Origin of the sequence: Pseudoroseomonas sp. WGS1072, assembly GCF_049340465.1 — a bacterium.
Classification (GTDB): Bacteria; Pseudomonadota; Alphaproteobacteria; order Acetobacterales; family Acetobacteraceae; genus Pseudoroseomonas.
This window is the reverse complement of the sequence record NZ_JBMPSU010000001.1, coordinates 3,682,944-3,702,544: the sequence shown is the minus strand read 5'-3', so window position 1 is coordinate 3,702,544 and position 19,601 is coordinate 3,682,944. Positions and strand designations below refer to the sequence as shown.

Annotated in this window: 19 protein-coding genes; 12 read left to right on the top strand and 7 right to left on the bottom strand. The window is 71.8% G+C overall.

Annotation, left to right across the window (positions count from 1 at the left end):
• The first annotated feature begins 2 nt into the window (after positions 1-2).
• The 9 genes from ACF3NH_RS17375 to ACF3NH_RS17335 all read left to right on the top strand — a co-directional run bounded on the left by ACF3NH_RS17375 (position 3) and on the right by ACF3NH_RS17335 (position 9,222).
• Positions 3-956: a branched-chain amino acid ABC transporter permease gene (locus tag ACF3NH_RS17375; RefSeq protein ID WP_198364687.1), complete on the top strand. Its 954-nt coding sequence runs from the start codon at positions 3-5 to the stop codon at positions 954-956.
• Complete coding sequence (locus ACF3NH_RS17370; protein ID WP_422924459.1) at positions 956-2,722, top strand: branched-chain amino acid ABC transporter ATP-binding protein/permease; 1,767 nt, start codon at positions 956-958, stop codon at positions 2,720-2,722. The genes ACF3NH_RS17375 and ACF3NH_RS17370 overlap by 1 nt, the downstream gene beginning before the upstream one ends.
• On the top strand, positions 2,709-3,416 hold the full coding sequence (locus tag ACF3NH_RS17365) for an ABC transporter ATP-binding protein (RefSeq protein ID WP_422924457.1): 708 nt from the start codon (positions 2,709-2,711) through the stop codon (positions 3,414-3,416). Before ACF3NH_RS17370 ends, ACF3NH_RS17365 begins: the two co-directional genes overlap by 14 nt.
• 9 nt (positions 3,417-3,425) lie before the next feature.
• Positions 3,426-4,235: an N-acyl homoserine lactonase family protein gene (locus ACF3NH_RS17360; RefSeq protein WP_422924455.1), complete on the top strand. Its 810-nt coding sequence runs from the start codon at positions 3,426-3,428 to the stop codon at positions 4,233-4,235.
• Positions 4,232-4,951 carry an SDR family NAD(P)-dependent oxidoreductase gene (locus ACF3NH_RS17355; RefSeq protein ID WP_422924453.1) on the top strand — a complete coding sequence of 240 codons (720 nt, stop codon included), beginning with the start codon at positions 4,232-4,234 and terminating at the stop codon, positions 4,949-4,951. The genes ACF3NH_RS17360 and ACF3NH_RS17355 overlap by 4 nt, the downstream gene beginning before the upstream one ends.
• A complete protein-coding gene (locus ACF3NH_RS17350; protein WP_422924451.1) occupies positions 4,951-6,312 on the top strand; it encodes an MmgE/PrpD family protein in 1,362 nt (453 codons plus the stop codon). Before ACF3NH_RS17355 ends, ACF3NH_RS17350 begins: the two co-directional genes overlap by 1 nt.
• A gap of 283 nt (positions 6,313-6,595) precedes the next feature.
• Positions 6,596-8,125, top strand: coding sequence for an IS21 family transposase (gene istA, locus ACF3NH_RS17345; protein ID WP_419900794.1), 1,530 nt, complete (start codon positions 6,596-6,598; stop codon positions 8,123-8,125).
• Complete coding sequence (gene istB / locus ACF3NH_RS17340; protein WP_419900795.1) at positions 8,115-8,897, top strand: IS21-like element helper ATPase IstB; 783 nt, start codon at positions 8,115-8,117, stop codon at positions 8,895-8,897. The genes istA and istB overlap by 11 nt, the downstream gene beginning before the upstream one ends.
• 67 nt (positions 8,898-8,964) lie before the next feature.
• Positions 8,965-9,222, top strand: a complete 258-nt coding sequence (locus tag ACF3NH_RS17335) for an NIPSNAP family protein (protein ID WP_422924449.1) — start codon at positions 8,965-8,967, stop codon at positions 9,220-9,222.
• Positions 9,223-9,226: 4 nt separating this feature from the next.
• Here the strand turns inward: ACF3NH_RS17335 and ACF3NH_RS17330 are convergent, their stop codons facing one another.
• The gene (locus ACF3NH_RS17330) at positions 9,227-9,973 is read right to left on the bottom strand and encodes a GntR family transcriptional regulator (RefSeq protein WP_422924447.1); all 747 of its coding nucleotides are present in this window, start codon (positions 9,971-9,973) and stop codon (positions 9,227-9,229) included.
• 164 nt (positions 9,974-10,137) lie between these two features.
• Between ACF3NH_RS17330 and ACF3NH_RS17325 the strand changes: the two genes are divergently transcribed.
• Complete coding sequence (locus tag ACF3NH_RS17325; RefSeq protein WP_198364694.1) at positions 10,138-10,542, top strand: carboxymuconolactone decarboxylase family protein; 405 nt, start codon at positions 10,138-10,140, stop codon at positions 10,540-10,542.
• Positions 10,539-11,465 carry an NAD(P)-dependent oxidoreductase gene (locus ACF3NH_RS17320; RefSeq protein ID WP_422924445.1) on the top strand — a complete coding sequence of 309 codons (927 nt, stop codon included), beginning with the start codon at positions 10,539-10,541 and terminating at the stop codon, positions 11,463-11,465. Before ACF3NH_RS17325 ends, ACF3NH_RS17320 begins: the two co-directional genes overlap by 4 nt.
• Positions 11,466-11,534: 69 nt before the next feature.
• Here the strand turns inward: ACF3NH_RS17320 and ACF3NH_RS17315 are convergent, their stop codons facing one another.
• Positions 11,535-12,476: an NAD(P)-dependent oxidoreductase gene (locus tag ACF3NH_RS17315; protein ID WP_198364695.1), complete on the bottom strand. Its 942-nt coding sequence runs from the start codon at positions 12,474-12,476 to the stop codon at positions 11,535-11,537.
• The gene (locus ACF3NH_RS17310) at positions 12,473-12,814 is read right to left on the bottom strand and encodes a carboxymuconolactone decarboxylase family protein (RefSeq protein ID WP_198364696.1); all 342 of its coding nucleotides are present in this window, start codon (positions 12,812-12,814) and stop codon (positions 12,473-12,475) included. The genes ACF3NH_RS17315 and ACF3NH_RS17310 overlap by 4 nt, the downstream gene beginning before the upstream one ends.
• A gap of 209 nt (positions 12,815-13,023) precedes the next feature.
• On the opposite strand from ACF3NH_RS17310, the gene ACF3NH_RS17305 reads away from it, so the two are divergent.
• The gene (locus ACF3NH_RS17305; RefSeq protein ID WP_422924442.1) at positions 13,024-13,998 is read left to right on the top strand and encodes a Bug family tripartite tricarboxylate transporter substrate binding protein; all 975 of its coding nucleotides are present in this window, start codon (positions 13,024-13,026) and stop codon (positions 13,996-13,998) included.
• 116 nt (positions 13,999-14,114) lie between these two features.
• Here ACF3NH_RS17305 and ACF3NH_RS17300 read toward each other — a convergent pair whose 3' ends face one another.
• Genes ACF3NH_RS17300 through ACF3NH_RS17285 form a run of 4 tightly spaced genes read right to left on the bottom strand, consistent with a single transcriptional unit; the run spans position 14,115 to position 19,596 of the window.
• The gene (locus ACF3NH_RS17300) at positions 14,115-14,852 is read right to left on the bottom strand and encodes a metallophosphoesterase (RefSeq protein ID WP_198364698.1); all 738 of its coding nucleotides are present in this window, start codon (positions 14,850-14,852) and stop codon (positions 14,115-14,117) included.
• Positions 14,849-16,285 carry a cryptochrome/photolyase family protein gene (locus ACF3NH_RS17295; RefSeq protein ID WP_422924439.1) on the bottom strand — a complete coding sequence of 479 codons (1,437 nt, stop codon included), beginning with the start codon at positions 16,283-16,285 and terminating at the stop codon, positions 14,849-14,851. The genes ACF3NH_RS17300 and ACF3NH_RS17295 overlap by 4 nt, the downstream gene beginning before the upstream one ends.
• Positions 16,282-17,010, bottom strand: coding sequence for a ligase-associated DNA damage response endonuclease PdeM (gene pdeM / locus ACF3NH_RS17290; protein ID WP_198364700.1), 729 nt, complete (start codon positions 17,008-17,010; stop codon positions 16,282-16,284). The genes ACF3NH_RS17295 and pdeM overlap by 4 nt, the downstream gene beginning before the upstream one ends.
• 48 nt (positions 17,011-17,058) lie before the next feature.
• Positions 17,059-19,596, bottom strand: a complete 2,538-nt coding sequence (locus ACF3NH_RS17285) for a ligase-associated DNA damage response DEXH box helicase (RefSeq protein ID WP_422924437.1) — start codon at positions 19,594-19,596, stop codon at positions 17,059-17,061.
• Positions 19,597-19,601: the final 5 nt, after the last annotated feature.

Below are 19,601 nucleotides of genomic sequence, written 5' to 3'. Positions count from 1 at the left end.
CGATGGGCTACACGGGTGAGATCGAGGCCCTGCTGCAGATCCTCGCGGCGGGGCTGCTGCTCGGCTGCCTCTACGGGCTGATGTGCGCCGGGCTGGGACTGATCTTCGGCATCATGCGGGTGATCAACTTCGCCCAGGGCGACTTCATGATGCTGGCCATGTATTTCGGCCTGACCGGCGTCGCGCTGTTCGCGCCGGGCCGGTCCTGGGCCTTCGCCACGGCCATGGCGGTGGCCTGCGCGGCGGCGCTGGTCTTCTACGGCCTGGGCGCGCTGACGCACTGGGCGCTGGTCAGCCGCGTCTCCGGCGCGCGCGCGGTGGACACCGCCGATGCCGGCCATACCGGGCAGCTCATCCTGACGCTCGGCCTCTCGCTGGTGCTGCAGAATGGCGGGCTGATGCTGTTCGGCTCCTCCCCCGTCTCGATCCCGAGCGACGCCGGCACGCAGTCCTGGACGCTGGAGCTGCTCGGCGGGGACATCATGCTCTTCATCAACCAGGCGCGCGCGTTCTCGGCGCTGATGGCGGTCGCGGCCGTGCTGCTCGCCATCCTGCTGATGACGCGCACCGGCATCGGGCGGCAGCTGCGCGCCGTGGCCAGCAACCCGATCGCCGCCCTCTACATGGGCGTCAATGTCGACCGCGCCTTCCGCACCGCCTTCGGCATCGGCCTGGCGCTGACCGCCATCGCCGGCGTCTGCGTCGCCACCTTCTATCCGTTCCAGGCCTATAGCGGCTTCGACTTCGTCATCATCATGTATGCCGGGGTGGTGCTGGGCGGCATGGGCAGCGTCGGCGGCGCCTTCCTGGGCGGGCTGATCATCGGGCTGGTGCAGCAGCTCTCGACCCTGGTGCTGCCGGCGCAGCTGCAGAACACGGCGGTGTTCGTCGTCTTCCTGGCGGTGCTGCTGATCCGGCCGCAGGGCCTGTTCGGCCGCAGCGTGGAGCGCGCCTGATGCAGTTCCTGAGCCCTCCCGGCCGCCAGCTCGCGGCGCTGGCCGTGCTGCTGCTCTGCGGCGTGGCCGTGACCTTCACCATCCATGGCTACGAGCTGCTGCTGGTCTGCTTCGTCGGCATCTGGGCCATGCTCGGCCTGTCCTGGAACATCCTGGGCGGCTATGCCGGGCTGGTCAGCTTCGGCCATGCCGCCTTCTTCGGCGGCGGCGCCTACACCGTCGCCATCCTGTCGCACGATCTCGGCATCACGCCCTGGATCGGCATCCCGCTCGGGGCGGTGGTCGGCGCGGCGCTCGGCCTGCTGATCGGCGCCGTCACCTTCCGCCTCAAGGGTCATTACTTCAGCCTGGCCATGCTGGCCTATCCTCTGGCGTTGATCCCGCTCTTCACCTGGGCCGGCTGGTCGGAGGTGGCGCTGCCGCTGGAGCGGGAGCATCCGCTGCGCTACATGCAGTTCTCCGACCCCCGCATCATGCCGCTGATCGTGCTGGCCGCGCTCGGCGCCGCACTCTGGATCTGCCTGCGCATCGAGCGGACGCGGCTCGGGCTGCAGCTCTTCGCCATTCGCCAGAACGAGCTGGCGGCGCAATGCGCGGGCATCGCGACCCTGCGCGTCAAGCTCATCGCCATCGCCATCTCGGGCGGCATGGCGGGGCTGGCGGGCGGGCTCTACGCGACCACGGTGCTGGTGGTCACGCCGCTCTCCGTCTTCGGCATGCTGGCCTCGGCGCAGGCGCTGATCGTCTCCATGTTCGGCGGGCTCGGGGCCGCCTGGGGGCCGCTGATCGGCGCCATCATCCTGGTGCCGGCGGCCGAGCTGCTGAACGCCACCTTCGGCGGCCGCCTGCCGGGCATGCAGGGCGTCATCTTCGGCCTGGCCATCATGGCGGTCATCCTGTTCCGGCCGCAGGGCATCTACTGGGCGGTGCGCGACCATCTCGCGCCCCGCGGGCGCGTCCCGGCCGACCACGGCGCGCCGTCCGAGGAAGCGGCGGTGCCGCATCCCGAGTACAGGGAGGCGCCGGGCGAGCCGCTCCTCGTCGTGCGCGGCATCGACGTCCGCTTCGGCGGCCTGCACGCGCTGTCCGACGTGTCGCTGGAGGTGCGGCGCGGCGAGATCCTCGGCATCATCGGCCCGAACGGCGCCGGCAAGACGACGCTGTTCAACGTGCTGAACGGCATCGTCCGCGCCGCCGCCACGGGTTCGGCGAAGCTGGAGGGCGTGGAGCTGATCGGCCGCGCGCCGCAGGAGGTCAGCGCGCTGGGCGTCGCCCGCACCTTCCAGACGGTGCGTGCCTTCCCGCGCCTCACCCTGTTGGAGAATGTCGTCGTCGGCGCCTTCGGCGCGCATGCCGATGACCGCGCGGCGCTAGAGGCGGCGCGGGCCATGCTGGGTCGAGTCGGCCTCGCCGACCGCGCGCTGGTGCCGGCCTCGCAGCTCACCAACCGCGAGCTGCGGCTGATGGAGCTGGCGCGCGCCCTGGCCTCGAGCCCGAAGCTGATCCTGATGGATGAGAGCTTCGCCGGCCTGTCCAGCGCCGATGTGGAGGTGATGATGCGGCAGATCCGGCGGCTCGCCGCCGAGGGCATGACGGTGGTGATCATCGAGCACACCATGACCGCCATGGTGCGGCTGGCCACGCGCTTCGTCGTGCTGGACCGGGGCCGCAACCTGGCCATGGGGGTGCCGGCGGAGGTGGTGCGCGACCCGGAGGTGGTCTCGGCCTATCTCGGGAAAAGGTGGGTCGAGCATGCTGGCGCTTGAGGGGATCGAGGTCCGGTACGGCGGGCTGGTCGCGCTGCGCGACGTGTCGTTGGAGGTGGCGGCGGGCGAGGTGGTGGCCGTCATCGGCCCGAACGGCGCCGGCAAGACCACGCTGTTCAAGGCGATCTCCGGCGTCGTGCCGCTGGCCGCCGGCAGCATCCGCCTGGAGGGTCAGCCGATCGAGCGTCTCTCCCCGGCCAGGCGCCCGCATCTCGGCCTCGCGCATGTGCCGGAAGGGCGGCAGGTGTTCGGCGACCTGACGGTCGAGGAGAACCTGCAGCTCGGCACCACGGCGCTGCGCGACGGGCGCGAGGCGGGGCGTAGCCTGGAGCGGTGCTACGCGCTGTTTCCCGTGCTGGCGGAGCGGCGGCAGCAGCTCGCCGGATCGCTCTCGGGCGGGCAGCAGCAGATGCTGGCCATCGGGCGCGGCATCGCCTCGCGCCCGCGGCTGCTGATGCTGGACGAGCCCTCGATGGGCCTGGCGCCCACCATCGTCGACACGATCTTCGAATCCGTCCAGCGCCTGAACCGCGAGGAAGGGCTGACGGTGCTGATCGTCGAGCAGCGCGCCATCGAGGCGATCGAGATCTGCGACCGCGGCTATGTGCTCTCCACCGGCGAGGTTGTGATGCGCGGCACGCGCGCCGAGCTGCTGGCCGACAAGACCCTGCGCGAAGCCTATCTGGGGGCATGAGGACAGAGGATGACCGAGCAACCGACCTATGAGGTCTTCGCGCTCCGCTACGCCATGCGCGAGGCGAAGCGCTCCGAGCATTTCATCGGCGGCGATCCGCATGACGGGCCGATGCCGATGGATTACTTCCTGTGGCTGATCCGCGGCGATGGCCGCACCATCGTCGTCGATTCCGGCTTCACCGCCGAGGTGGCGGCCCGTCGCGGGCGCACCCTCCTGCGCGACCCGATCGACAGCCTGAGGCTGCTCGATGTCGAGGTGGACAGCGTGCGCGACGTGGTGCTGACGCATCTGCACTACGACCATGTCGGCAATTTCCACCGCTTTCCCGCCGCGCAGTTCCATCTGCAGGAGGATGAGCTGCACTTCACCTGCGGCCGGCACATGCGCTTCGGCCATCTGCGGCATTCCTTCGAGGTGGAGGACGTGGTCGGCATCGTCCGGCTGAACTTCGCCGAGCGGGTGCGGCTGTACAGGGGGCCGGTGGATCTGGCACCCGGCATCACCCTGCATCCGGCGCCGGGGCATTCGGCGGGGCTGCAGTTCGTCCGCGTCAACACGGCGCGCGGGCCGGTGGTGCTCGCCTCCGACGTCACGCATTTCTATGAGAACATGGAGAAGGGCCGGCCCTTCCCCACCTGCGTCAACGTGGCCGACATGCTGGAGAGCCAGCAGCTGCTCTACGCCGCGGCGCCGAGCCCGGCACATATCGTCCCCGGCCACGACCCGGAGGTGATGCGGCGCTACCCGGCGGTCTCGCCGGCGCTGGAGGGCATCGCCGTCCGGCTTGACGTGCCGCCGAAGGAGAGTGCGGCGTGAGCGGTCGCGCCATCGTCACCGGCGCCGGCAGCGGCATCGGCGCCGCCACGGTCCGCTGCCTCGTCGCCGAGGGCTGGCGCGTCGCCTGCCTCGACCGCAATGCCGAGGCCGCGCGCGCCGTCGCCGGGGACCAGCCCGTCATCGGCGTGGATGTGGCGGACGAGGCGGCGGTGATCCGCGCCATCGCCGAGGCCGAGGCGGCGCTCGGCGGCATCGACGCGCTCGCCACCTGCGCCGGCATCTACGAGACCACCTCCTTCTTCGACAGCACCGCCGAGACCTTCCGCCGGGTCAACGAGGTCAATGTCATCGGCACCTTCCTCTGCCTGCGCGAGGCGGCGAAGCGGATGGTGCGCGGTGCGCGGATCTGCACCGTGGGCAGCGTCGCCGGGATTCGCGGCGGCGGGCTGGCCGGCACCGCCCCCTATGCCACCAGCAAGGGCGCGGTCATCACCCTGACTAAATCCGCCGCGCGCGAGCTGGGTCCGCGCGGCATCGCGGTGAACACCGTGGCGCCGGGCATGATCGACACGCCCTTCGCCGCCGCTCCGCTGGCCGACCCGGCGATCCGGACGCGCATCGAGGGCATGACCAGCCTCGGCCGTCTGGGCACGCCGGAGGAGATCGGCGAGGTCATCGCCTGGCTGCTCTCGCCCCGCGCCTCCTACCTGCATGGCGCGACCATCGTCGCCGATGCCGGCATGGTGATGTACTGATGCGCCCGCCGCTGACCCCGGGCCTCGCCCGCGACCTTCTCGCCGCCCGCCCGCCCGGCGGCGCCACGCCGGCGGTGGAGCTGTGCCTGCTGGATTTCCTGGCCTGCGCCTTCGCGGCGCGCGACAGCCGGCCCAGCCGCGCCGCCCAGGCCATGGCCCTGGCCGAGCCCGGAGAGGCCACGATCCTGGGCCTGTCCCGCCGCGCCGCCCCGGGCGCCGCCGCCTTCGCCAATGCCGCCGCCGGCCACGGGCTGGTGCGGGAGGACATGCATGCCGGCGCCAACAGCCATTTCGGCGTGGTGCTGCTGCCCACCCTGCTGGCCCTGGCGCAGCAGCGCCGGGTGAGCGGCACCGCCTTCATCGAGGCGGCGGCGGTCGGCTACGAGGTCGGTGCCCGGCTGGGCCGGGTGATGGTCAATCCGCGCTTCAGCCGGCAATGGCGGCCGACCGGCTGGACCGGCCCCCTGGCCGCCGTGGCAGCGGGGGCGCGGCTGCTCGGCCTGGCGCCGGAGCAGGCGGCCTCGGCCCTCTCGCTCGCCGCCAACATCGCCGGCGGGCTGAATGAATGGCCGCGTGACGGTGGCGACGAGATGTTCTTCCACCCCGGCTTCGGAGCGCGCAACGCGCTGGTGGTGCTCGCCCTGGCGGCAGGCGGGGCGGAGGGCTCGGCCATGGCGCTGGACGGCCCCGCCGGGCTGATCGCCGCCGCCGGCGCCGAGCCGCCGGCCGGGCTGCCGCTCTTCGACGGCGCCACGGCCGAGGTGGAGCTGGTGTTCCGCAAGGCGCTGCCGCTGTGCAACTTCGCGCAGACCCCGGCCCAGGCGGCGCTGTGCCTGCTGCGGCAGGCGGGGGCTCTCGACCCGGCCTCGATCGCCGGCATCACCGTTCGCGCCTCGGAGGCGGCGGTGCGCTATCCGGGCTGCGACGGCCAGGGGCCGTTCCAGCGCGTGCTGCAGGCCAAGATGAGCATCGCCTTCTGCGTGGCCGCCGCGCTGCTGCACGGTGCCGTGGAGGAGCAACACTTCGCCCTGCCGGCCTCGCCCGAGCTGATGCGCCTCGTCGCGCTGGTCCGGCTCGAGATCGATCCGGCCGCCACGGCCGCCTTCCCGGCCTGCCAGCCCGCGGAGGTGATCGTGACGCTGGCCGATGGCCGCCGCCTCGCCGCCGCCATGCCGGACCTGGAGCCGGCGGATGAGGTCACGGTCCGCCGCCGCTTCGCGGAGGCGGCCGGCGCGGCGCTGGGGGAGGGGCGGGGCGGGCAGCTCGGCGAAGCCCTGGCCGGGCTGCCCGATGTGGCCGATCTCGGCGCGGCGCTGCGGCTGGCTGAGGCGCCTGGCGGCGAGGCCGCGCCGCGCTCATGACCGCGAAGGCGGCGCGGGGGCTGGACGTCCCCTTCATCACGCGGCCCAATGCCCGACCGACATCACGAGGACACGTTCCATGATCCATGAACTGCGAATCTACCACTGCGTCTCGGGCCGTCTGCCGGCCCTGCTGAAGCGCTTCGAGACCATCACCCTCGGCATCTGGCTGTTGATTGCCACTGAGAGCTGACCCGGTTTGGGGTGAAATTGCCACTGAGAGTTGACCCATGTTCGGACGCTAGCCTCAGCCTTTTGGGCGGGGGCAGCGGGAGTGTTGGACATGGCGTTGTTGAGCGTGATCCGGCGCTGGCATTTCCGGGAGCACCTGTCGATCCGCGCGATCGCCCGCCGGACCGGCCTGTCGCGGAACACCATCCGCAAGTACCTGCGGTCCGAGGCGGTGGAGCCTGTGTTCAGGACCCCCGATCGGCCCAGCAAGCTGGATCCTTTTGCCGAGCGGCTGGCCGCCTGGCTGCGGACGGATGGCCGGAGGCCACGTAAACAGAAACGCACCGCGCGGCAGTTCCACACCGAGCTGGCCGGGCTCGGCTACGACGGCTCGTACCGGCGGGTCGCCGCCTTCGTGCGGGCCTGGCGCGACGACTGGCTTCGCCAGCAGCAGACTTCCGGCCGCGGTGTCTTCGTGCCGCTGGCCTTTGGCCCAGGCGAGGCGTTTCAGTTCGACTGGAGCGAGGAGCATGCCGTCATCGGCGGCGAGCGCACCAAGCTGCAGGTCGCCCACCTCAAGCTCTGCCACAGCCGGGCCTTCCTGGTACGAGCCTACCTGCTGCAGACGCACGAGATGCTGTTCGACGCCCACAACCACGGCTTCCGCGTGCTGGGCGGCGTGCCGCAGCGCGGCATCTACGACAACATGCGCACCGCCGTGGACCGGATCGGCCAGAGCCGGGAACGGCAGATCAACGCCCGCTTCCTGGCGATGGCCAGCCACTATCTGTTCGAGCCCGAGTTCTGCAATCCAGCTTCGGGCTGGGAGAAAGGTCAGGTCGAGAAAAACGTTCAGGACACCCGGCACCGGCTGTGGCAGCCGATGCCGCAGGTCGCCAGCCTGGCGGCGCTGAATGCCTGGCTGGAGCAGCGATGCCTTACCCTCTGGCAGGAGATGCCGCACGGGGTGGAGCCCGGCAGCGTCGCTGCAGCTTGGCGGCAGGAGGTGGACTGCCTGATGCCGGTCCGGCGGGTGTTCGACGGCTTCGTCGATGAGACCAAGCGGGTTTCGCCCACCTGCCTCGTGCACTTTGATCGCAACCGCTACAGCGTGCCCGCCTCCTTCGCCAACCGGCCGGTCAGCCTGCGGATCTACCCCGACCGCATCCTGGTGGTGGCCGAGGGGGCCGTCGTCTGCGAGCACCAGCGGATCATCGAGCGGTCGCACCACGGGCAAGGCCGAACCGTCTACGACTGGCGCCACTACCTGGCGGTGGTCCAGCGCAAACCCGGTGCTTTGCGGAACGGCGCCCCCTTCGCCGAACTGCCGGAGGCGTTCCGGCAGCTCCAGCGTCAGCTGCACGGCAGGTCCGGCGGCGACCGGGAGATGGTCGAGATCCTCTCCCTGGTGCTGCAGCACGACGAGCAGGCCGTTCTGGTCGCCGTGGAGATGGCGCTGCAGGCCGGGGTCGCCAGCAAGACCCATATCCTGAACCTGCTGCACCGGCTGACCGATGGCACCGCGTCCCAGGCGCCGCCGATCGAGGCGCCCCAGGCCCTGGTGCTGGAACAGGAGCCCAAGGCCAATGTGGCCCGCTACGACAGCCTGCGCCCGAGGCAGGGAGGCCGCCATGCGTCATGACCCGGCGGCCGCCGCCATCGCCATCATGCTGCGCAGCCTCAAGATGCACGGCATGGCCCAGGCCGCGGCCGAACTGACCGAGCAGGGCGCGCCTGCCTTCCAGAGCGCGATCCCCATCCTGTCGCAGCTGCTCAAGGCCGAGATCGCCGAGCGCGAGGTCCGCTCCATCGCCTACCAGCTCAAGGCTGCCCGGTTCCCTACCTACAAGGACCTGACAGGCTTCGACTTCGCCAGCAGCCACCTCGACGAGGCCCTGGTGCGCCAGCTCCACGCCGGTGCCTTCATGGACAGCGCCGACAATATCGTGCTGGTCGGCGGACCGGGCACCGGCAAGACCCACGTGGCCACCGCGCTCGGCGTCCAGGCGGTCGAGCACCACCGCAAGCGGGTGCGGTTCTTCTCCACGGTGGAGCTGGTCAACATGCTGGAGCAGGAGAAAGCCGCCGGAAGGGCCGGACAGATCGCGGCCCGCCTGCTCCATGCCGACCTGCTGATCCTCGACGAGCTGGGCTACCTGCCGTTCAGCGCCTCAGGCGGTGCCCTGCTGTTTCATCTGCTCAGCAAGCTCTACGAGCAGACCAGCGTCATCATCACCACCAACCTCAGTTTCAGTGAGTGGGCGGCGATCTTCGGAGATGCCAAAATGACCACCGCACTCCTCGACCGGCTCACCCACCACTGCCACATCCTGGAGACCGGCAACGACAGCTTCCGCTTCAGGAACAGCTCCGCCACCCAGGCCCAGCCTGAAAGGAAACCACAGCCGACCTGACGAGATCTGAAAACCCCGCATCCACAACCCGGGTCAGATCTCCGTGGCAACCCCGGGTCAGCTCTCAGTGGCAATCAACAGCATCTGGCAGAAGCACGGCATCCGCCAGGCGGGGTTCTGGACGGTGGCCATCGGCGATTCCAACCAGGATCTCTACTACCTGCTCGAGTGGGAATCCCTGGCGGAGCGGGAGGCGAAGTGGAACGCCTTCCAGGCCGACCCGGAATGGATCGCGAAGCGGGCCGAGACGGAGCGCGACGGCGCCATCGTCGCCAGCATCAGCAACCTGATCCTGCAGCCGACGGGCTTCTCCTCGGTGCGGTGAGGGTTCAGAGGGACCGGCGGCGCGGGATTGGGGCCGGGTGTGGGGCCGGTCCTGGCGCCGGGGCCGGCCGGCTGGTGGCCGCCGCGGCGTGCTCGTTGAGGATGCGGAGCGCGACCTGCGCCGCCTGCATCACATGCTCGCGGCAGGCCTGCCAGGTGCCCTCGCGGTCCCGCCGCTCGACGGCCTCGACGATGCGGCGGATCTCCGCGACGGTGTGCGGCAGGCGCGATGGATCGGACAGGGTGGTGGCCCTGAGCTGCGAATTGCGGTTCAGCAGTTGATCCAGCATCCGCGCCACGTAGGTGTTGCGGCAGCCGCGCAGCAGCACGTCGTAGAAGCGGCGCTTCAGGCCGAGCAGGACCATCCGGTCCGCGCCCGGCGGCGTGGCGGCGATCTCCTCGAAGACGGCGCGCAGCTCGGCGATCTCCTCGGTGGAGGCGCGCTCGGCGAAGCCCTGTCCCGCCAGCGCCTCCAGCACCGAGCGGACCTCGTAGACCTGGGTCGCCTCGGCGGCCGAGAGATAGGCGACGAAGGGGCCGCGGTTGGGCACGACGACGATCAGCCCCTCCGCCTCCAGCAGCCGGACCGCCTCGCGGATCACGCCGCGGCTGACGCCGAAGAGGTCGCAGAGCTTGCGGTCGGAGAGATGCTCGCCCGGCATGAAGCGGCTGGTGATGATGGCGTCGCGCAGGCGCTCCTCCACCTGGCGCCGCACCGGCTGTGGCGTGATCTGCAAAGAATCGTCCGGCATTCCAGTCCCGTATCCTTGCGGAAGCTCCCGCCGCCTCCGCCTTCCGCAATCTGGCGACGCGGGTGCGTGGCGTCCAGCGAAAGACCGGCGGCCGGATAGTATTCTCCATTATTGACAGACAATCATACAGCTATCTACATTCAGGTCATTGAAGGGAGATCACGATGTCCGAGAAAGATCTGTTCGAACGGGGCCTTGAGGTCCGCCGCGCCGTGCTCGGCGCCGAGTATGTCGATGGCAGCATCGCCCGCGCCGACGACTTCATGATGGCGTTCCAGAACATCACCACGGAGTGGTGTTGGGGCTATGCCTGGACCCGGCCCGGCCTCGACCGCAAGCAGCGCTCGATGCTGAACCTCGCCATGCTGACCGCGCTCGGCAAGACGCCGGAGATCAAACTGCATGTGAAGGGCGCGCTGGCCAATGGCCTGACCGTCGAGGAGATCAAGGAGATCCTGCTGCACGCCACGGTCTACTGCGGCATCCCGGCCGGGCTCGATGCCTTCAAGGCGGCGCATGAGGTGCTGGTCAAGGAAGGCGCGCTGACCGGCGAGCCGGCGAAGAAGTGAGCACCCCCGTGCAGGGCGGCGCGCCGCATCGCGTCGCCTTCATCGGCATCGGCAATATGGGCTGGCCGATGGCCGCCCGGCTGGTGGGCGCCGGCTTCCAGGTCGTCGCCTGCGACGTGGCGGCGGAGCGCGCGGCGCGCTTCGCCCAGGAGGTCGGCGGCGAGGCGGCGGCGGACGCGGCGGCCGCCGTGCGCGGCGCCGATGCCGTCATCACCATCCTCCCCACCTCGAAGCATGTCGGCGAGGCCGTCGCGGCGATGCGCGACGCGCTCGCGCCCGGCGCGCTGGTGATCGAGATGAGTTCCGGCGTGCCGACGGCGACGCGCGGCTTCGCCGAGGCGCTGGCGGGGCAGGGCGTCGCGATGATCGACGCCCCGGTCTCGGGCGGCGTGCCACGTGCCGTCAGCGGCGAGCTGGCCATCATGATCGGCGGCGCGGAGGCCGAGGTGAAGCGCGCGGAGCCGTTGCTGCGTGCCATGGGCACGACGCTGACCCATGTCGGCGGCGTCGGCGCCGGCCAGGCGATGAAGGCGCTGAACAACCTGATGGGCGCGGCGGGCTTCCTGATCGGCGTCGAGGCGCTGCTGATCGGCCAGCGCTTCGGCCTCGACCCGGCGCAGATGGTCGATGTGCTGAACAACTCCACCGGCATGAACAACAGCACGCAGAAGAAGTTCAAGCAGTTCGTGCTGTCGCGCCGCTTCGATGCCGGCTTCGGGCTGGAACTGATGGCGAAGGATGTCTCCGTGGCGCTGGAAGTGGCGCGCGACACGGCGACGCCGGCGCCCTTCTCGGCGCTGTGCCGGGAGATGTGGGCCAGCGCGGTGAAGCTGCTGGGGCCGGGGATGGACCACACGGCCATGGCGCAGTTCTCCGAGCGCCTGGCCGGCGAGGCCCTGGGCGGCGGCAACCGCCCGGGCTGAGGCGGCGGAGTCGGGAGGGCGATCCCCCCGCCTCCCTCCCGTCACTGGCCTCCCGTCACTAGCCTCCCGTCACCGGCGCGGCGGCTCCGCGCCATCGGCGTCGATGACCGCCTGCATCTCCGCGCGGTCGACGGCGATCCGCACGCCGGCACGCTCCAGCTCCAGCAGCATGGCGGAGCGGGAATCCCGGTGGCCCCAGCCCCGGTTCAGCGCCTCCGTCATCTCCTCCAGCGTCAGCGCGGCGAAGCGCATCGGCACGCCGACCTCGCGCCCCAGCGCGCAGGCCAGAGACACGTCCTTGTGCGCGAGCCGCAGCTGGAAGGCGGGCGGGTCGTAGCTGTTGGGCAGGAACTGCTCGGTGACGCCGTCATAGGTGCGGCGGCGGCCGTGCACGCCCTGGCGGATGGCGGCGTAGAGCGCCAGCGGCTCCAGCCCGGCCTTGGCACCCATGGCGAAGACCTCGGCCATGATGGCGTTCAGCGCATAGCCGGAGAGGTTGTGCGCCAGCTTGGCGATGCTGCCGGCGCCGATGTCGCCGACCAGGATGGCGCGGTCGCCCATCGCGTCCAGCAGCGGGCGCACGCGGTCAAAAACGTCCCTGTCGCCACCGACGAAGAAGGCGAGCTTGCGGGTGGCGGCGCCGCGCGGGCCGCCGCTGATCGGCGCGTCGAGCACATGCAGCCCGCGCGCCGCCGCCGCCGCGTGCAGCGCCCGCACGGCGGACACGGCGTTGGTGGAGATATCGACGATGACGCCATCCGGCGCCATCGTGGCGATCAGCTCGGCTCCCACCGCCTCGACCTCCTTCGGGCCGGGCAGGGAGGTGAAGACGACCTCGCAGGCGGCGCCGAGGTCGCGCGCCGTCGCGGCCCAGCCCGCGCCGCCTTCCTCCAGCTTCGCCGCCGCCTCGCGCCGCATGTCGTGGACGACAAGCTCGACGCCCGGCGCGCGGGCGAGATTGGCGGCCATGCTGGCACCCATGGTGCCAAGCCCGATGAACCCGACCTTCATGCCGTGGGTCCGCCGCGCTTCTCCAGCACCTCGGTCAGCACCTGCGCCGCCGACATCGCCGCGGGCCAGCCGGCATAGAAGGCGAGATGCGTGATGGCGCCGGCGATCTCCTCCTGTGTCACGCCGTTGTCGAGGGCGCGGCCGATATGCACGCTGAGCTGCTCGGGCCGGTAGGTGGCGGCGAGGGCCGCCACCGTCACCAGGCTGCGGTCGCGCTTGGAGAGATCGGTGCGTTCCCAGAGATCGCTGTAGACCACGCCCTCCGTGTAGGCGACCAGCGCCGGCACCGTCTTACGCACGCGGTCGCGCTGCGCGGATTGCGGGATGGGCTTGCTCATTCCTGGCACTCCTGGCGTCGCCGGCCGCCTTCCGCGTCCGGTCGGTTTCGTCCCGGACCGGAGCTTATGGCCCCTGGAGGCGTCCGGCAATGCTTCGTAAGATTGACAGACAAAATCGGGGTGGGCTACCGGCAATGCACCGGCCGAGGCGGGCGGCCCTCGGGCTTGCCCGACGAAGAAGCCTCGACGACACAGGAAGGAGATTGTCCATGCGACGCAGGTTCTGGATCGCGACGGTCCTGGCGCTGTGCTGCGGCGACGGCGCCGTGGCGCAGGAATTCCCGGCCCGCACCGTCACCATGATCGTGCCCTCCGCCCCCGGCGGCACGCTCGACGCGCTGGGCCGGCTGATGGCGCAGGGCATGGCGGAGACCCTCGGCCAGAACGTGGTCGTCGAGAATGTCAGCGGCGCCGGCAGCATCGTCGGCATGCAGCGCCTGGTGCGCTCGGCGCCCGATGGCTATACCATCGGCTTCGGCAACCTGGGCTCGCTGGCCGCGAATGTCGCGATCACGAAGGAGCTGGGCTTCGACCCCCGCAAGGACCTGACGCCGATCGGCATCGTCGCCAATGTGCCGATGGTGATCGCGGCCAGCAACAAGTCGGGCGCGCGGGATCTCGGCACGCTGCTGGCGCGCATCCGCGAGCGCGGGGACGGCGTGACCTTCGGCACGCCCGGCACCGGCACCACCGGCCATCTGGCGCCCGCCTATCTGCTGTCGCTGACCCGGCTGCAGGCGACCCTGGTGCCCTATCGCGGCGCCGGCCCGGCGATGAGCGACCTGGCCTCCGGCACGGTGGACGCGGTGATCGACCAGACAGTGACGATGATCCCCGCCCATCGGGGCGGCACCGCCCGGGCCCTGGCCGTGACCGGCAGCCAGCGCCTGGCGCAGCTGCCCGATGTGCCCACCTTCGCCGAGGCCGGCGTGCCCGAGTTCGACATGGTGATCTGGAACGCCATCGTCGGGCCCAGGGACATCCCGGCTCCGGCGGCGCGGCGCCTGGGGGAGGCCGTCGAGGCGGCGCTGGCCAGCCCGGCCGTGGCCAGCCGCTTCGCCGAGCTGGCGACGACCGCCCCGGCGCCGGAGGAGCGGGGTCCCGAGGTGCTGCGGCGGCGCATCGCGGCCGATGTCGAGCGCTGGATCCAGGTGGTGAAGGACGCCGGCATCACGCCGCAGTAGAGCGTGATCGCCTGAGGTGGCTTCACCGAAAGGCGTGACTCACGCGATCGAGCTCATGACACAGCGCGTTTGCCGTGAGCCGGTGCGAACGGAGAACGCGATGGGCGCCGGGCTTCCTACCAGGGCAGGTCGATCCAGGAGAGGTGGCCGCCCTTGCCGGCGCCGGTGTCGAGGAAGACGGCGCGCCCCCCCGCGGCGGAGACGGCGACGAAGGGGCGGCCGTTCAGGCTGCGAAGCTCGTGGCCGCAATAGACGGTGATGCCCGAGGGGATGCGGTGCACCCAATTGTGCAGCCGCTCGGGATAGCCGTCCTCCCGCGTCCGGCTTGTCACCTGGCCGAACAGGGCGCGCGGGACCAGCCCTTCCGGCTTCGCCGAGCCGGCATCGGGTGGCGAGGGCTCGCGCAGCATGCGCGGATGAAAGCCACCATGGACGAAGAGCCAGGGGCCGAGACGGATCCAGGCCGGGGCGGCGGCGATGGCCGCGAGCGCCCGCTGCTTCAGCGCCGCGCCGTCCGGGGCCGCCTCGAGCTGCGCCAGGGTGACGCCGAGCCCCTCGGGGTCGGGCCGGACCATGGCGCCGGCCAGCGCGCGGCGCAGCTTGTGGTCGTGATTGCCGAGGATGAAGAGACCCTGCCCGCTGTCCAGCAGGTCGAAGGCCATGCGCAGGGTGGCGGGATTGTCCGGCCCTCGGTCGGTCAGGTCGCCGAGCTGCAGCACGAAGAGCCGCTTCTCGGCCGCGCCCTCGATGGCGCTGGCGAAGGCGCGGGCGTCGCCATGCACGTCGCCCACCACGCGCAGCCCCCTGAAGTCGTGCTTGAGCCGGGTCAGCAGGGCGAAGGACGGTCCGGTCATCTCCCCGCCTTCAACGAACGAAGCGCCGCCAGGGCGCGCGCGCGCCCGCTCTCGTGATCCACCACCGGCGCCGGATAGGTCTCGCCCAGGCGCAGCCCGGCCTGCTCCAGCACCGCCGCCGGGGCCTGCCAGGGGCGGTGCAGCCACCGTGACGGCAGCTTCGCCAGTTCCGGGACGAAGTCCCGCACATAGCTGCCCTCGGGGTCGAACTTCTCGCCCTGCAGCACGGGGTTGAAGACGCGGAAATAGGGCGAGGCATCGCTGCCGCAGCCGGCGATCCACTGCCAGTTGGCGCTGTTGTTGGCGAGGTCGGCATCGACCAGCGTGTCCCAGAACCACGCCTCGCCCTCCCACCAGGGCTGCAGCAGGTGCTTCACCAGCAGGCTGCCGGCGATCATCCGCACGCGGTTGTGCATCCAGCCATGCTTCCAGAGCTGGCGCATCCCGGCATCGACGATGGGATAGCCGGTCAGCCCCCGTTGCCAGGCGCGCAGCAGGCGGCGGTCGGGCTCGTAGGGGAAGTCGCGGTAGGCCGCACGCAACGGCTGCTCCGGCATCTCGGGGCGGTGCCAGAGCAGGCTGTGGTTGAAGTCCCGCCAGAGGATCTCGCGCAGGAAGGTGTCGGCCGCTCCGGCGGGGGCGCCGCCGCCGCGCGTGGCGTGCCAGAGCCGGCGGGGCGAGATCTCGCCCCAGTGCAGGTGGGGGGAGAGGCGGGAGGAGCCGTCCTCGCCCGGCCGGTCGCGGCCCCGGGCGTAGTCGGGCAGGCCGTCCTCCAGGAACTCGCGCAGCCGTGCCTCGGCGCCGGCCTCGCCCGGCGTCCAGTATTCGGGAAAGGCGGCGGCCCAGTCGCCCTCGCGCCGCGGCGGCAGCAGGCCGAGCCGCTCCAGCGCCAGGCCCTTTGGTGGCCGGGCGGGACCGCGCAGCCGGTCCGGGGCCGGCAGGGGCGGCGGCGGCTCGCCCAGGGCCAGGGCCGCGCGGGCGAAGGGGGTGTAGACGGAATAGGGCCTGCCCTGGCCGGTGCGCAGCCGATCGGGCGGCAGCAGGGTGGCGCCGGGATGCCGGTTCAGGCTCCGGCCCTGCCGGGCCAGGGCCGCCTCCACCGCCGCCTCCTGTGCGCGCGCCCAGGGGGCGATGCCGGCACTCACCGCGATGGAGGCGGCGCCGGTTTCCTCGGCCAGCCGGGGCAGGAGCCGCGCCGCCTCGCCCTGGAGCAGCAGCAGCGGCACGCCACGGTCGCGGTAGGCGGCGGAGAGCGCGGCCAGGGAGTGGTGCAGCCACCAGCGCGCCGCGCCACCCGGCGCCCAGCGGCCGGCCGCCGCCTCGTCCAAAACATAAACCGGCAGCACCTGCCCTTCCGCGGCGGCGGCTAGGGCCGGATGGTCGGCCAGCCGCAGGTCGTGCCGCAGCCACAGGAGGGAAAGGGGCTCGCTCATGCGATGGATGTGGGTTCGGGCGCCGGCATGGCCATGGCCGCCGCCAGATGCCGCATCGGCCCCACCGCCGCGCTGAACAGCCGTTCGCGCCCCAGCAGGAAGGCGCGGCCGCCGCGCGGGAAGAGCGCGGCGATGGGCGGGGCGGTGATGGCGAGCCCGCCGGTATAGGCGCCGAAGGCCGGCAGCAGCACGCGCCGCGCATCGGCCAGGAAGCAGGGCCGCGTCACCGGGCCGCAGCGCGTCGGCATGCTGGCCTTGGGGTGGAAATGGCCGCTCAGCTCGAAGCCGGCGCCGCTGCCCGGCACGCCCTGGTGGCGAAACACCAGCGGGCCGAGCCGGAATTCCTCCACCGCCTCGCCCGGCAGGCCGGCCGGCGCCACGGGATCGTGGTTGCCCAGCACCCAGCACACCTGCCGCCCGGCCAGCAGGGCGCCGAGCGCCGCGCGGTCGGCCGTGGCCAGGCGGCCGGCGCCGGCCGCGTCATGGAAGGAATCGCCCAGGAAGACGATCTGCTCCGGCGCGTAGCGGCGCAACGGCGCGGCCAGCCGCGCCAGGGTCTCGCGCGTGTCATAGGGCGGCAGCATCTGGCCCCGCATGGCGAAGTGGCTGCCCTTCTCGAGGTGCAGATCGGCGACGGCGAGCAGCTTGCGGGCGGGCCAGAACAGCACCCCGGCGGGATCGAGGGCCAGGCGCTCGCCGGCGAGGTGGAAGGGCGCGGAAATCATTGCTTCAACTGCGTTACCGGAGGGCGGGGCGGGCGGGAAGGGGGTTCTTCACACGGCGCCGTGGCGCAGGCGGTGGCTGGCGCGGCGCGCCGGGCGGGGGCGGCGCGTGCGGGGCGGGCGCGGTTCCGGCGCTGGCGGATAGAGCATCTCCAGGCCCAGGCTGCCGGTGAAGTGGTCGGCGCCGTCGGTGGCCTCCTCGACCAGCGCCTCGGCCTCGGCCAGCAGCGCGTCCTCGGCGCTGCCGGAGACCCATTCGCGACCCTCCTCGATCAGCGCCGGCACCGCCAGCGGCGAGACGCGGTCGAGCGCGACGTGGCGGATGCGCCCGCGCACCCGCGCCAGCAGCGCGCCGATGCGGCCGACATCGGTCAGGCCCGCCGCCGCCTCGGCGCGCGTGGCGCGCAGCAGGATGTGGTCGGGCTCGTGCCGGCGCAGCACGTCGTAGATCAGGTCGGCCGACATGGTCATCTGCCGGCCGGACTTCTCCTGCCCGGGATGGTTCTTCTCCAGCAGCCCGGCGATGGTGGCGATGTTGCGGAAGGTCCGGCGCAGCATGGAGCTGTCGGCCATCCATTCCTCCAGCTCCTCGCCCAGCAGATCCTCGGCGAAGAGATGGTCGAGGTCGGTGGGCGGGAAGGCCGACCAGGTGGCGATGACATAGTCGGTGGCCAGGAAGCCGAGCGGCGCCTGGCCCATCCGTTCCATCCGCCGGGTCAGCAGCATGCCGAGCGTCTGATGCGCCAGCCGCCCCTCGAAGGCATAGGCGACGAGGAACCAGCGCCCCTCGCGCGGGAAGGTCTCGACCAGCAGCCCCTCGCGATCCGGCAGCTCGGAGGCATGGCGCTGCAGCCGCAGCCACTCCCGCACCGGCTCGGGCAGGGCGCGCCATTGCCGCGGATCGGCCAGGATGGCGCGCACGCGCCGGGCCAGATGGGTCGAGAGCGGCATCCGGCTGCCGGCATAGGCGGGCACGCGCGGCTCGCCCTCGCCACCCGGCGAGACGACGACGGCCATGGGCTCCAGCCGCTCGTAGCGCAGCAGCCGGCCGGCGAAGACGAAGCACTGGCCCGGCTCCAGGGTCGAGACGAACCATTCCTCCACCTCGCCCAGGACCGGGCCGCCGCGCAGCTTCACCTTCATCAGCGGCGTCTCGACGATGGTGCCGAGGTTCATGCGGAACTGCCGCACCACATGGCCGTTGCGCGGGTGCAGCCGGCCCTCGCTGTCGCGGAACAGCTTGCGGAACCGCTCATAGCCGGCGAGCGCGTAGCCGCCATCCTCCACGAAGCGCAGCGTGTCGTCGAAATCGCGGCGGGAGAGGGCGGCATAGGGCGCGGCGCGCGTCACCTCGGCGAAGAGCTCGTCCGGGTGGAAGGGGCCGTGGCAGGCCATGGCCAGCATGTGCTGCGCCAGCACGTCGAGCCCCCCGGGGCGCGGCGGATCGCCATCCACCTCGCCCGCCGCCACGGCCTGGATGGCGGCGCGGCATTCGATCACCTCGAACCGGTTGGCCGGCACCAGCAGGGCGGAGGAGGCCTCGTCCATGCGGTGATTGGCGCGGCCGACCCGTTGCAGCAGCCGCGCCACGCCCTTGGGCGCGCCGACCTGGATCACCTGGTCCACCGCGCCCCAGTCGATGCCGAGATCGAGCGAGGCGGTGGCGACCACGGCGCGCAGCCGCCCCGAGGCCATGGCGGCCTCGACCTTGCGGCGCTGCTCGATGGTGAGCGAGCCGTGGTGGAGCGCGATCGGCAGGTTGTCGTCGTTCAGCTTCCACAGCGCCTGGAAACAAAGTTCGGCCTGGGCGCGGGTGTTGACGAAGACGATGCTGACCGCCGCCCGGCGCAGCCGCTCATAGACATCGGGCATCGAGGCCAGGCCCATATGCCCGCCCCAGGGCAGCTTGCCGGCGGGCAGGATGACATCGAGCGCCGGCGCCGCGCCGCCCGTGGCGCGGACCTGCGCCACGGACCCCGCGCGCGCATCCGGCGCCAGCCAGGCGGCGATGGCCTCCGGATGCGCCACCGTGGCGGAGAGGCCGACACGGCAGGAGCCGGGCGCCAGGGCCGAGAGGCGGGAGAGGCAGAGGGCCAGCTGGTCGCCCCGCTTGGTGCCGGCCAGCGCGTGCACCTCATCCACCACCACCCGCCTGAGCCCGCCGAAGAAGGCCGCCGCATCCGGCAGGGATAGCAGCAGGGTCAGGCTTTCGGGCGTGGTCAGCAGGATCTGCGGCGGGGCCTGCCGCTGCCGGGCGCGGCGATTGGCCGGGGTGTCGCCGGTCCGGGTCTCGACCGTGATGGTGAGGCCCATCTCCTCGATCGGCGCCAGGAGGTTGCGCGCGATGTCCACCGCCAGCGCCTTCAGCGGCGAGATGTAGAGGGTGTGCAGCCGCTCCCCCGCATCGGCCCCGGCCAGTTCGATCAGGCTGGGCAGGAAGCCGGCCAGCGTCTTGCCGCCGCCGGTCGGCGCGACCAGCAGGGCGGAGCGGCCCTGGCGCGCCGCCTCCAGCATCGCCAGCTGGTGCGGGCGGGGCCGCCAGCCGCGGGCGGTGAACCAGCGGGCGAAGGGTTCCGGCAATGTTCCCATGGAGA

Bases quoted from the DNA above. Each gene is read 5' to 3' on its own strand.
- istA (WP_419900794.1), top strand. From the start codon at position 6,596: ATGGCGTTGTTGAGCGTGATCCGGCGCTGGCATTTCCGGGAGCACCTG.
- ACF3NH_RS17365 (WP_422924457.1), top strand. From the start codon at position 2,709: ATGCTGGCGCTTGAGGGGATCGAGGTCCGGTACGGCGGGCTGGTCGCG.
- ACF3NH_RS17370 (WP_422924459.1), top strand. From the start codon at position 956: ATGCAGTTCCTGAGCCCTCCCGGCCGCCAGCTCGCGGCGCTGGCCGTG.
- ACF3NH_RS17300 (WP_198364698.1), bottom strand. From the start codon at position 14,852: ATGACCGGACCGTCCTTCGCCCTGCTGACCCGGCTCAAGCACGACTTC.
- ACF3NH_RS17330 (WP_422924447.1), bottom strand. From the start codon at position 9,973: ATGCCGGACGATTCTTTGCAGATCACGCCACAGCCGGTGCGGCGCCAG.
- ACF3NH_RS17295 (WP_422924439.1), bottom strand. From the start codon at position 16,285: ATGAGCGAGCCCCTTTCCCTCCTGTGGCTGCGGCACGACCTGCGGCTG.
- istB (WP_419900795.1), top strand. From the start codon at position 8,115: ATGCGTCATGACCCGGCGGCCGCCGCCATCGCCATCATGCTGCGCAGC.
- ACF3NH_RS17310 (WP_198364696.1), bottom strand. From the start codon at position 12,814: ATGAGCAAGCCCATCCCGCAATCCGCGCAGCGCGACCGCGTGCGTAAG.
- ACF3NH_RS17305 (WP_422924442.1), top strand. From the start codon at position 13,024: ATGCGACGCAGGTTCTGGATCGCGACGGTCCTGGCGCTGTGCTGCGGC.
- pdeM (WP_198364700.1), bottom strand. From the start codon at position 17,010: ATGATTTCCGCGCCCTTCCACCTCGCCGGCGAGCGCCTGGCCCTCGAT.
- ACF3NH_RS17315 (WP_198364695.1), bottom strand. From the start codon at position 12,476: ATGAAGGTCGGGTTCATCGGGCTTGGCACCATGGGTGCCAGCATGGCC.
- ACF3NH_RS17375 (WP_198364687.1), top strand. From the start codon at position 3: ATGGGCTACACGGGTGAGATCGAGGCCCTGCTGCAGATCCTCGCGGCG.
- ACF3NH_RS17285 (WP_422924437.1), bottom strand. From the start codon at position 19,596: ATGGGAACATTGCCGGAACCCTTCGCCCGCTGGTTCACCGCCCGCGGC.
- ACF3NH_RS17360 (WP_422924455.1), top strand. From the start codon at position 3,426: ATGACCGAGCAACCGACCTATGAGGTCTTCGCGCTCCGCTACGCCATG.
- ACF3NH_RS17350 (WP_422924451.1), top strand. From the start codon at position 4,951: ATGCGCCCGCCGCTGACCCCGGGCCTCGCCCGCGACCTTCTCGCCGCC.
- ACF3NH_RS17325 (WP_198364694.1), top strand. From the start codon at position 10,138: ATGTCCGAGAAAGATCTGTTCGAACGGGGCCTTGAGGTCCGCCGCGCC.